At 44.8% G+C, this 12,099-nt stretch carries 8 protein-coding genes; 5 read left to right on the top strand and 3 right to left on the bottom strand.

Annotated elements, in window-relative coordinates; all coding sequences use genetic code 11:
- Nucleotides 1–31 precede the first annotated feature (31 nt).
- Together V202x_RS22465 and V202x_RS22460 are read left to right on the top strand one after the other, a co-directional pair.
- Nucleotides 32–1,486 carry a DUF1501 domain-containing protein gene (locus V202x_RS22465; RefSeq protein WP_145179073.1) on the top strand — a complete coding sequence of 485 codons (1,455 nt, stop codon included), beginning with the start codon at nt 32–34 and terminating at the stop codon, nt 1,484–1,486.
- A gap of 91 nt (nt 1,487–1,577) precedes the next feature.
- A complete protein-coding gene (locus V202x_RS22460) occupies nt 1,578–2,774 on the top strand; it encodes a M14-type cytosolic carboxypeptidase (RefSeq protein WP_197993047.1) in 1,197 nt (398 codons plus the stop codon).
- A 54-nt stretch (nt 2,775–2,828) separates the two neighbouring features.
- Here the strand turns inward: V202x_RS22460 and V202x_RS27620 are convergent, their stop codons facing one another.
- Nucleotides 2,829–2,975: a hypothetical protein gene (locus V202x_RS27620; protein WP_197993046.1), complete on the bottom strand. Its 147-nt coding sequence runs from the start codon at nt 2,973–2,975 to the stop codon at nt 2,829–2,831.
- Nucleotides 2,976–3,055: 80 nt separating this feature from the next.
- Between V202x_RS27620 and V202x_RS22455 the strand changes: the two genes are divergently transcribed.
- Nucleotides 3,056–4,438 (top strand): BPL-N domain-containing protein, encoded by a 1,383-nt coding sequence (locus tag V202x_RS22455; RefSeq protein ID WP_145179071.1) that lies wholly within the window; start codon nt 3,056–3,058, stop codon nt 4,436–4,438.
- A gap of 19 nt (nt 4,439–4,457) precedes the next feature.
- On the opposite strand, the gene V202x_RS22450 is transcribed toward V202x_RS22455, so the two are convergent.
- Both V202x_RS22450 and V202x_RS22445 read right to left on the bottom strand, forming a co-directional pair.
- Nucleotides 4,458–5,744: a metal-dependent hydrolase family protein gene (locus V202x_RS22450; RefSeq protein WP_145179070.1), complete on the bottom strand. Its 1,287-nt coding sequence runs from the start codon at nt 5,742–5,744 to the stop codon at nt 4,458–4,460.
- A gap of 33 nt (nt 5,745–5,777) precedes the next feature.
- Nucleotides 5,778–6,638 (bottom strand): alpha/beta fold hydrolase, encoded by an 861-nt coding sequence (locus V202x_RS22445; protein WP_145179069.1) that lies wholly within the window; start codon nt 6,636–6,638, stop codon nt 5,778–5,780.
- A gap of 123 nt (nt 6,639–6,761) precedes the next feature.
- Between V202x_RS22445 and V202x_RS22440 the strand changes: the two genes are divergently transcribed.
- Entirely contained in the window at nt 6,762–7,436 is a 675-nt protein-coding gene (locus tag V202x_RS22440) for a GntR family transcriptional regulator (protein ID WP_145179068.1), read from the top strand.
- A gap of 48 nt (nt 7,437–7,484) precedes the next feature.
- A complete protein-coding gene (locus V202x_RS22435) occupies nt 7,485–12,086 on the top strand; it encodes a DUF6797 domain-containing protein (protein ID WP_145179067.1) in 4,602 nt (1,533 codons plus the stop codon).
- Nucleotides 12,087–12,099 lie beyond the last annotated feature (13 nt).

The raw sequence follows: 12,099 nt of genomic DNA, 5'->3' as shown, positions 1-12,099 counted from the left end.
TTTATTCGAAATTCTAAAGAGGGAGTCTGTTGTGTCTCTGGTCTCTTCAAATTCAACTATAAGTTCGCGTCGTCATTTTCTGGCACAAGGTGCTTTTGGAATTTCAACACTTGGTCTGGCGAGTTTGTTAAAAGAGGAACTACTTTTAGCGGCACCTGATAAGCCCGAATTAGAAGCACAAACATACGATTTATTGCCTAAAAGGACGGACCACCCTGCCCGAGCAAAATCGATGATTTCCATATTCTGTGGAGGCGGTCCCAGTCATATAGATCTCTTTGATCGTAAACCGATTCTCGATGAATATGCAGGTAAGCGGTTTCCCGGTGATGGAATCAAATATGATAACGCCGGTCAGGCGACGTCCATTATTATGCCTTCTCCGAATACATTTGAAAAATGCGGAGAATCAGGCATGGAAATCAATGTAGAAATGCTACCCCACTTTGCGGAAATTGTTGACGATGTCACGCTGATTCGATCAATGCAGTTACCGAACATTCGAAATCATGTGGCAGGCATGCGTGCTATGACTACAGGTCGTGGTCGTGAAGGTTGGCCTTCTCTGGGAAGTTGGTTGACTTATGGATTAGGATCTGAGACGCAAAATTTACCTGCATTCGTTGCCATTACAATTCCCAAAAATCCAGTTGGGTCACCTTATTGGGACAGCCGTCAGTTACCATCCATTTATCAGGGGACTGTTGTCAGTAAAAATGAACCTCGTATTGCCAACTTAAATCCGATAACACAACTCAAAGGAAAACCTCAGGGACATCAACTGGATTTGCTGAAAGAGTTGAATCAGATTCATCTTGAGCGTCATCCGGGCGAACATGACCTTTCTGCAAGAATTGCCAGTTACGAATTAGCTGCTCGCATGCAAACAGCAGCATCTGAAGCTTTAGATTTATCAAAAGAAACGAAATCAACACAAGAGCTCTATGGTGCCGACGATCCAGTTACGAAAGAATTTGCCGACGCCTGTATCCTGGCACGTCGATTTGTAGAACGTGGTGTGCGTTTCGTACAAATCTGGAATTATGGTTGGGATATGCATGAAAACATTTTTGAATATTTAAAGAGACGCTGTGATGCTTCAGATAAACCTTGTGCTGCGTTAGTAACAGACTTGAAGAATCGTGGGCTCTTAGATTCAACCGTTGTGCAGTGGGGCGGAGAAATGGGACGTCTGCCCGTGATTCAGGATCGTGGCGCAGGTAAAAAACCGGGTCGCGATCATAATACAGAAGGCTTCAGCATTTGGATGGCCGGCGGTGGAATCAAAGAGGGACATATATATGGCGCGACTGATGATTTTGGTCACCGGGCGGTCGAAGACGTGATGACACAACACGATTTTCACGCGACTTTGTTAAATCAATTTGGTCTAAAGCATAAAGATCTGCATTATACTCATAATACGCAGCCTGTCGCATTAGTTGAACCTGGGCAAGGAAACGTTGCTACAGGCATCCTGAAGTAGTTCATTTATTCATTAGAAAGCATCAATGACGAGGATGTATTTTCATCTAATCGCATTCCTGTTACTTAGTATAGTTTTCCCAGTGCAACTGATGGCGGAAGAATTGGTTGTCTCATCTGCATATGAAGGGGGATCGGCAGAAGTCATCGAAATTGATCAAAGGAAACGAGCGATCAAAATTAGACCAGCCGGTGATCCCCAATTTGGTTGGCCTTGCTGGTGGTACTTTCAAGTTACAGGTGTCACACCAGGTGAAGAGATCTCAGTCACAGTCGATGCGAGTGAACTGAAACAAGCGAATGGCAGAAAATTTTCCGCTATCTGGGCGCTACCAAATCAAGCAGCATTTAGCACGAATCAAAAAGAGTGGCAACAGACTCCACCTGGAATACGAAACAAGGAAACGTGCCAGTGGAAAGTAAAAATCGAGGCAAATAAGGTCTGGTTTGCCTGGGGACCTCCCTTTGTTCCTACGGATGCCCAGGAGTTAGTGAAGGAGTTGAGCAAGAAGCATGCACATGCAACTGCGTTTGAATTGTGCAAGACTAGGGCTGGTCGTGCAGTCCCGGCTCTGTCTGTAACACAAGCGAAACATGAAAAAGACGCTCAAAGAATGGTGATTTGGGTTCAGGCGCGCCAGCATGCCTGGGAATCTGGTGGAAGTTGGGTCGGGCGTGGTTTTATTGAATGGGCTGTGAGCGATGATCCCCAGGCGGTACGGCTGAGAGAAAAAGCTGACATTTATTTTGTACCGATTATGGACATAGATAACGTGGCAACTGGTAATGGTGGAAAATCACAGGTCCCCCACGACCATAATCGAGATTGGACGAAAACATCGCAGTGGAACTCAGTCAAATCAGCCATGCAATATCTCAAAGAATTTGACCAGGCAAAGCGGCTGGTTTTGTTTGTCGATTTACATAATCCAGGGGCAAATTCGAAACTTCCTTTCTTTTACGTAGCACCGCCAGAGCTTGCTACAAAAAGAGGAAGTCAACTTCAGTCTGCATTTATTGCAGCCTGTAGCAGGGAAATGAAAACGCCCTTTCGATTAAGTAATAGCACTCCCTCGACAGGGCCAAAATATGACAAACGCTGGAAAGCAATTTCCAGTAATTGGGTTAGAAGTGAAACACACGAGTATGTGGTGGGAATTACGTTGGAAACTTGCTGGAATACGCCACATAGTACTACTGCTGGCTATATGGCAGTGGGCAAACAATTAGGGCGAGGTATCGCACGCTATTTAGAAAATGATCCTCGGAAGCCCCATGATTTTGACTGACTCTCAAACTATATGTTTTACTATTTATTTTTAATGAAAAATCAGTAAAGAAACTTACGCAAAATGCAACAGCTTAATTGAGTGCTCAACGCGAGTTGAAAAATCGCCTACGATTTTAGCATTTACCAGACCATCTAATCCGGTCGACGTTTTTTCTTTGAAGTTCGAAGCACCTGCCAACAAAGCCGATTTCATTATCATGGCTGTCTTTCTTTTCTTATAATCTCCATCAATTAACATTATGGTCTTGTTGGTTCCTCCCTTACATAAGTGAATGGATTATGAGTTTACTCCGAGTTACAGCATTTGTTTTCGCACTTCTATTTCTGCAGATTACTTTATTCGCTAATTCTTTTGAGTATCTAAAACGTTCTTCACAGAAATCGGGACCAACGATTGCCGTGATTGGTTATCAATCCGAGGCTGGAAATGCGGGGGTACACGCTCTTTCTCAAATTGCAACTTGGGAATTATCAAGAGGAACATTTGTTGTTTTTCGAGAGAGTGATTCCTCTGAGTTAATTCATAAAAAACAGATCGCTCGATTGGGAAATCGCAGTCAATGGACTGAATCTGTTAATAAGATTTTGGAAGAGGTCAAGCCCGATTGGGTTATTCAGCTTTCTGAATCATTTGATGCAAAATCTCTCATTAGCGAATCTCATGGTTCAACGATCTATGGGAAAGGAAACGTTGCCAATTTAGCTGAACTAGTTTCAAAGATGAGTCGTGCTGCTGAAGTCGCTGGATTAAAAGACGAGCCCAAATGGAAGCACCATATCCTGGAAATGAAAGATGTCGAATTACCACAAATGATTTCTGTTGTTACCTCAGCGAAACATCCCCAAAAGAGGCGTCTATGGGTTCGATCACGGCAGCAGCGAGCTGCAATGCATGAGTTATTAAGTAGATTGGAGATGAGAGCAGAAGGTTCTTCGTATGATGACATCATGCCTAACCATCGAGAACAAGGAAAAATTCGCTTAGCGATTTATCACGGTCCAGGAGCGGTCAGTAGTAGTGGCCATGACCCGGTCTGGATTCAACATACACTAAGGCTTGTACCAGATTTCCAAACGTCTCTTATCGGTCCTGTTGAAATTCAAGCTGGAAAACTGTCTCAGTTTGATGTTCTGCTGGTTGGAGGTGGGCTCTCAAATCGTCAGTCGAAGGGACTCGGGAGACGGGGGCGCGATTCTATCAAGAAGTTTGTCAAAGCAGGAGGTGGCTATATCGGAATCTGTGCAGGTATGTTTTTAGCTTGTTCCTCGTCTGATTATCGTCTCGGTCTATTGCCAATTGATTCCGCATCCTGTTCTGGAATAGGAAAAATAAAGCTTGACTTTGATGCTGATATAGAAATCCAGTTAAAAGGAACGTATCCAGCCAAATTTTCAGGAGGTCCTGTCAAAGTTCGTAAATTAGATCCTTCTGAAAAGAATGTCAAAATACTGGCTTATTTCCGGTCAGAACCACTTGAGAAAACCACGAGTCGTAAATTGACTGACTCTCCGGCTATTGTCAGTGGGAATTATGGAAAAGGACGTGTGTTACTATTCAGCCCACATTGCGAGCGCGCTCCAGGCCCTCGATCTGCTTTTGTGAACGCAATTCATTGGGCAGCAAAATCAAAAGACTCTCCAAGATCGGATAGAGGGTCTTAATGAACTCTAATTGAATATCCTAAGAATTCTGAGTTGCGAAAATTCCGCGAGCCTGGCCACTCTTGACGATCCCTCCCTGTATGACAGCAATAAACCGTTTGCGGTCTTGAAGTAGAGAAATATCAGATACGACGTCACCATCAACAACTAGTACATCACCGAGTTTGCCTGGTGTGAGTGTACCCAATTCTTTGCCGCGTCCCATAATTTCGGCACCGGTTTGCGTAGCGCACTTGATGACATCTAGCGGTTTAAATCCTACGTAATTCACGAAGAATTCCAATTCTTTCGCATAGTCACCGTGTGGGTTCCAGGCGAACCCATAGTCACCGCCCATCCCCACTCGACCACCTGCAGCAAGAATGCGGCGCGCACTTTCTGCTCCACCTTCGAGCGTTTCTTTATGGCCATCGATGACGGCTTGTGACATACCAAATTCAACACCTCGGTCGATGCTTGCCCGTTCAAAATATAGTGCTGGAACGACAGGTACGTCTCGTGCTAATAGTAAGTCCAGGGTTTCATTATCAATAAATGTTCCATGTTCGAGTGTGTCATAACCAGCCAATAGTGCATTCTTAATGCCCTCTGTCGCGCGGCAGTGGCCAGTTACTTTCATATTGTGATTATGAGCGGTTTCAACAACTGCATGCATTTCGTCAAAAGTCATGCATAGGGTATGGTGGTCATTAGCATCGGCTGCCGCAGCATCACCCGTGGGGTAAGTTTTGACCCATTCTACACCATCTTTGATCAGCTTACGTACTGCAGCCCGCGCTTCGTCCGCGCCATTGATCAACAGAATTAACCCTTCCATTCCGATTTTACGGAATTCGGGATTCCAGTCCATCAATCCGCCAGCACCACAGATTTCGCGACCACTTGCAGCCAAACGTGGGCCGGGAATCAGATCGTTTTCAATCGCTTTTTTCATCCAGACATCGATATTAAACAGGCTCCCACCACTGCGTGCGGCCGTATACCCGCATTCGAGGGCTAGCTTCGCATTTGTAGAAGCAAGCAGCGTGACATATTCAACAGGATATTTTATGTCGAGATCTTCCAGAGCTGCGACATTGAAATAGGTTGGATGGAAATGAGCTTCAACCAGACCTGGCATGATCGTTCCACCATTAGCATCAATTTCGGTGGTATCATTTGCCATTTCTGGTAATTCCGTTGCCTTGCCAACGAATGAAATAGAACCATCATCAATCAAGACTGCACCATCGGTAATGGGAGGAGCCCCCGTTCCGTCAACCACCTGTCCATTTTTGATGAGCATACGAGTCGTCGCGATCTTCATTCTCTCTACTCCCAAATGATGTTATTATTTGAATCAATCCTGTGGTACAGATTTGAGAAATCCCATGATTGCATTGATAAGCTTTTGCGTGGCTGACCAATGAATTAAATGACCGACCTTCGATAATTTGATACGCGAAACCGCCTTTGACCAGGATTCGATTTGTGTTGCATCGGCATCGATCAACATTCCCCCTGCTGAGACATCAGCTTGAATAAGTAAAGTCGGGCATCGTATTCGACGAAAAATAGATTCGGTTTCATATCCTTCAAGCCATTGCCCTGCAAGAATGGGGGGCAGCACTGCGGGATCGAGTTCTTGAAGACAACTTGCTGTGAAACGAAGTGAAGCCTCATCTCGAATATCACCCAATATTACTTCTTTGCCAGTCTGTGGATTTCGTAGTTTTTGTTGCGATAAGTCATTAATGATTTGATCGAGGTTACGTTGGTCACCTGCAAATTGAAGAAAGCCATTAAAGAGGTCGAGTAAGTTTGATTCTGAAATACGATTACCCATTGTATGTAGTGGTGGGTCTTCAAGAATCACGGCGCGAACTTGTTCTGGTAATGTAGCTGCCAGAGCCGCTGCCACCATCGCCCCCAGTGAGTGTCCATAAATGACAAATGGGTGGTTAAACTGCTTTGTGAATGTGATCATATCAAGAACATAATCAGTAACCAGATACCCTGCCTCGGAGTTTGACGATTTTCCATGACCACGAAAGTCGGGGGCAAATAGCTGCCAGTCAATTACAAGGTCTGTTATGACAGGAAGAAATGTTTGCCAGCGTCTCGTAACTCCATGTAACAAAAGCAATGGAGTACCATTTGGGGGACTGGTTGCATAGTTCAGGTCCAGTCCCCATCGATCAAAACGATTTTCTGAGATCATCAAAAATACTCTTGTAGTGCACCAACTGTCTGATTATAGTGTATTCTGGATCCAGGATCCATTTTATGAGATTAGAAATTAGTTGTCAATCGAGTGAATCAAAAAGAGATTGAGAGAATTCAGATGAATACGACAGGCTTGAATGCTCAAATCAAGCGGACCTCTCTGGTTGATGCGGTCTATGAGTCGCTTTTGGAAGCGATTGTATCTGGAGGTTTAGCACCTGGCGCTGAGTTAAACAGTGTCGAATTGGCCCAACAATTGGAAGTGAGCCGTACACCTGTGAAGGAAGCCATCAAGTTACTGATTCATGATGGGCTTGTAGAGCAGGTCAATAATCATAAAGCACGAGTTGCCCAATTTACCAGTCAGGATATTTGCGAGATTTATGAGCTGCGCGAACAACTGGAAGGAGCGGCAGTCGAGAAGGTAACTCAGTCCATTGATGAAAAAGTGTTAAATCAATTACGAAGTGAATCTGAGTCACTGCTACATACATATGGTGAATTATCCTGGGCATCGAAAGCTGTTAACTACGATATTCGATTTCACACAATACTTGCTACTGAAAGTGGAAATAGACGATTGTTAAAGGAAATCATGCGTTATCGGTTATTAGTTCGCGGTTTTTGTCGAATGACAGGTTCTGAAGAAACACTACTGCAGGCTCTTAAAGAACACATCGTGATAATTGAAGCAATTGAGTCAAGGGAACCTCTATTAGCTCGTCAGGCAATGGTTTCTCATATTCAAGCCCGAAAAGAGACTGTTTTAGAGCAGCTGTTTACTGAAGAATAACAAAAATCCAAGTAGTAGAAACAATCGACGAAGAGGTGACAGAGACCAATGATGAAAATCCAGCAATGTGTAGGAATAACAATTGCCAGCCTGCTTTTGATCATATCAGACTCGTTTGGAGAAACATCAGACAAACCAGTTCCCAGTATTTATGCAAAACAGAATCTCGTCGCCTGGTGTATCGTACCCTTTGATGGAAAAAAACGTGGACCAGCTGAGCGAGCAGCAATGTGTGCTAAGCTTGGTCTGAAGAAGATTGCCTATGACTGGCGTCAGGAGCATATACCCACCTTTGAAGAGGAGATTCTGGAATACAAAAAAAACGGATTAGAGTACTTCGCTTTTTGGGGTGAGCACGAAGCCGCCTTCAAATTGTTTAAAAAACATGATCTACATCCTCAAATATGGGTGACGCTTCGAGGGCCAGATAAAGGGACTCAGAAGCAGAGAATCCAGATGGCAGCAAAACAACTGCTACCGCTTGTTAGACGTACGGCCAAGATGGGATCAAAACTAGGCCTCTACAATCACGGCGGTTGGGGAGGCGAGCCGGAAAACCTTATAGCTGTTTGTGAATACCTCAAAAAACACCATGATGCACAACATGTGGGTATCGTTTATAACCAACACCACGCGCACAGCCGAATCGACGACTTTGCGAAAGTTATCGTATTGATGAAACCACATTTACTTTGTTTGAATTTAAACGGTATGACACGTGAGGGGGACAAACATGGAAAGAAGATTTTGCCCTTGGGAGAAGGTGAATATGATGTTGCATTACTGAAAATCATTAAGGATTCAGGTTATAGCGGGCCAATCGGAATTATTGGGCATACACAGGATGACGTCGAGCAAAGATTACAAGATAACCTCGATGGGCTTGAATGGATCATCCCTCAACTCGATGGGACTCCCCCTGCACCGAAGCCGAAGTTACGCACCTGGTCGCCAAGAAAGAATGGTTCTAAAGTTTCAGCGATTCAACTTGAAGGTCGAATTGAATACCGTAAACCGCCGATTACGGTTGAGTGTCGGATTCTGTTGCCTCGTCAAGATGTCTATAACATCATTGTGGCAAGTGATACCAAAAAATCAGGCGCCCATTGGGAACTCTTTTCAATGGTTCAGAGTGGTATGTTCACTGCATACACACCGGGATTGATTCCCAATCATACTTACTCAAAAGCAATGATCTGCGATGGGAAACCACATACCGTTGCCATGGTTTATGAGTCAAATCGGATTCAACTTTTTGTAGATGGAAAAGTTGTTGCCACTCAAAATGTAAAACCGAGTGGAATGACAGTAATTCCTAGTGGATTGGCCATTGGTAGTCTCGTTGAAAATGGTCTTGGTTGCACTGGTGCAATCGAATGGGTTCGCATCAGTCATACAGCACGTCATCAACCCTGGAATCAGTTCACTGCACCACCCAAAGATGCTTACACTTTACTTAACTGGAAGCGTGGAATACCTGTCGAGAACAATCAAAAGGCGGTCCACATCCAATCTCACAACCACAGGCACTCTATTACTGCTCGTTCAGCGAGACCATTGGGCAAAACTCCCCACTATTCCCCAGAGCTTGTTGAAAAACTACTTGATCAAACTAATTCACATGGGAATGCTGCCCGTGGTTTGATGGTGTTTTCGGCGGCAAAGTCAGCCTGTCTCAGTTGTCATAAAATCGGCAAACATGGAGGCACTGTCGGTCCAGATCTAACAGAAATCGGGAAACAGCGTAAACCTCGTGAGATTATCGAATCAGTATTGTGGCCGAAACGGCATACGAAACGTGAATATATTGCGCATGTTGTGCTGACTGTTGATGGTCGAACACATACAGGTTATATCATCAATAAGGATGCAAAAGAGCTTGTACTCCGCGATCCCACCAAGGGACTCAACCATAAAGTTGTGATTCCCGTCAATGACATCGAATTTCAACGCGAGACCGGCTCACTCATGCCTGAGAACCTGACTGCAGCGATGTCGGAACAACAGTTGCATGACTTATTGAGTCTACTTGTCAATCTCGGACGCTTAAACGGAATCCGGATTACACAAATCGATTCGGTGCTCTATCATGCCCATGCCCATCTACATGGAGCAGTCTCGTTCCCATTCAATCGTAAGCCTCTTCAACCTGAGCATTGGCCGCATTGGGAGCACCATGTCAACCGTAATCGCATCTATGACTTTTATGCCAAAAAGGCTGATTATTTCATAGGACAGGCCAAGTCAGGTAAACCTGTACCAGGTTTATTAATGGATCACCCAGGACTCGACGGTGGGACGCTCGGGCATTGGGGAAATCAAAACGAAACGACATGGGCCAGTGATGCCTGGTCGAAAGTCAAACTTGGTTCAGTGCAAGCAGGCATTTTTAGAGGTGCCGGGATTACTGTGCCACGTGGAGTGTGTGTGCAACTTGGTGAACAAGGAGAGATGGCCTGCTGTTTCAATCCGGAAACACTGTCATATGATCTCGTCTGGAAAGATGGCTTCTTAAAATTTTCTTCAGTACGTCATGGATTTCTACACGGAGTAACTATGGATGGGACTGTTATTCCTAATTCAAGTCGCGGTCTGGGGCCAAATGGTAAAAAAATTGATGAGCCGTTTCGCTATGAAGGTTATTACCGTATCGGAAATCGTGTTGCATTTTCGTATCGGATTGGAAAGACACATTTCCTGGATTCGCCCTGGATTGAACATGGTAAATTTGTGCGGCAAGTTGCTCCATTCACAGAGCATCCATTGGCCAATCAGCTTAAAAACAATTCACAGAAGTGGCCTCAAACGTTTAAAACGGCGATTAAACATGGCAGCATGTCTCCATATACAATTGATACGATAGAACTTCCTGTAAAGAACCCCTGGAATATTCCAATATTTGGCGGCGGCCTTGGTTTTCGTCGCGATGGAGCAGCTTTTGTTTGCACAATGCATGGTGACGTTTGGCGTGTTACCGGTTTCAGGTATCCATCAAAAGCTGCAACCTGGAAGCGGTTTGCTTCTGGATTGCACCATTGCCAAGGGATGATCGTCGATGATGATGGTATTTTTGTCTTATGCCGCGATCAAATCACATTATTGAAAGACCTGAATCATGATGGGGAAGCTGATTATTACCATTGTTTTAGTAATGCGTTCAAAACGTCTGACAAAGGGCATGATTTTATTTGCGGGTTAGAACGGGATGTGGATGGTTATTTTTATATGTCGTCTGGCAACCAGGGTATTGTTCGAATTTCACCTGATGGCCAACGCGCTGATATCATGGCGACAGGTTTTCGGAATCCGGATGGCATTGGTTTGACTGCGGGTGGAATGATTACAGTTCCTTGTTCAGAAGGCAGTTGGACTCCTGCATCAATGATTTGTGCCTTTCGTCCTGGTCAGCACCTGGAGAAAGCGAAATCAAAGATTCCCTATTTTGGCTATGGAGGTCCGCAAAATGATCAACCACCGGCACTTCCGCTTGTTTATTTACCGCGTGGTTTAGACAACTCATCGGGAGGCCAACAAACAGTACGCAGTGATCGTTGGGGGCCTTTGAAAAATCAGTTATTGCACTTCTCGTTTGGTATGGGATCACATTTTCTGGTCTTACGTGATGAAGTTGAGGGGCAAGTCCAGGGCGCAGTGGTTCCTTTGCCAGGCGAGTTTCTTTCAGGTGCGCACCGGGGACGTTTCAACGACGAAGATGGTCAACTCTATGTTACTGGAATGCAGGGCTGGGGCAGTTACACACCTGAAACGGGATGTTTTCAACGTGTTCGTTACACGGGGGATTCTGTGCAATTGCCTATTGGTTTCAAGGTGTTTAAGAATGGTATTTTATTGAAATTTTCTGCTCCATTGGACACAGAAATCGCAGAACAGTCAGTCAATCATTTGGCACAATGCTGGAACTATCGTTACAGCGGGGCATATGGCTCTCCAGAATTTTCGACTCGGCATATGGGTATGCGGGGTCACGATCTTGTTGCAATCAAGTCTGCACATGTTGTGGGTGATGACCAGTCTCTCTTTCTAGAGATGCCTGACCTGCAACCGGTCAATCAACTACATCTGAGGATTCAAACGAATCAGCAACACTCGCATGAGTTGTTTGCCACTGTGCATAAACTTTCGCAGCATTCTTTTATTGAGGGGCCAAAATTAGATCCCTTAGAGGGAAAGCTGATCAATCCACACCCCATTCTTGCTGATTTAGCTTTGGTGAAGCATCGTGTCCCCAACCCCTATAAAAAACCTTTAAAGGGAGCCAGGAAAATTACGATTGAGACGGGGAGCAATTTATCTTTCGCAACACGCTCGTTTAAGGTGAAACCAGGAGAACGAATCGAGTTTACGCTTTCGAATCCTGATGTCGTTCCACACAATTGGGCATTAGTGAAGCCTGGCACGTTACAACGAGTTGGCGAACTTTCTAATCATTTGGTCTCTGATCCCAATGCGGTAGCGCGACATTATATTCCTGAATCGAGTGATGTTTTGTGCTATACCGATGTTGTTTTGCCAAAAGATCGTTTTACGATTTTTTTCAAAGCCCCTGACCAACCTGGTAGGTACCCATTCCTCTGCACTTTTCCGGGACATTGGCTGGTTATGAACGGTGAAATGGTCGTAAGTGACTAGGTACAGTTCCAAA

It is taken from the genome of Gimesia aquarii (assembly GCF_007748175.1).
Classification (GTDB): domain Bacteria; phylum Planctomycetota; class Planctomycetia; order Planctomycetales; family Planctomycetaceae; genus Gimesia; species Gimesia aquarii_A.
This window is presented reverse-complemented; position numbering and strand designations above follow the sequence as displayed.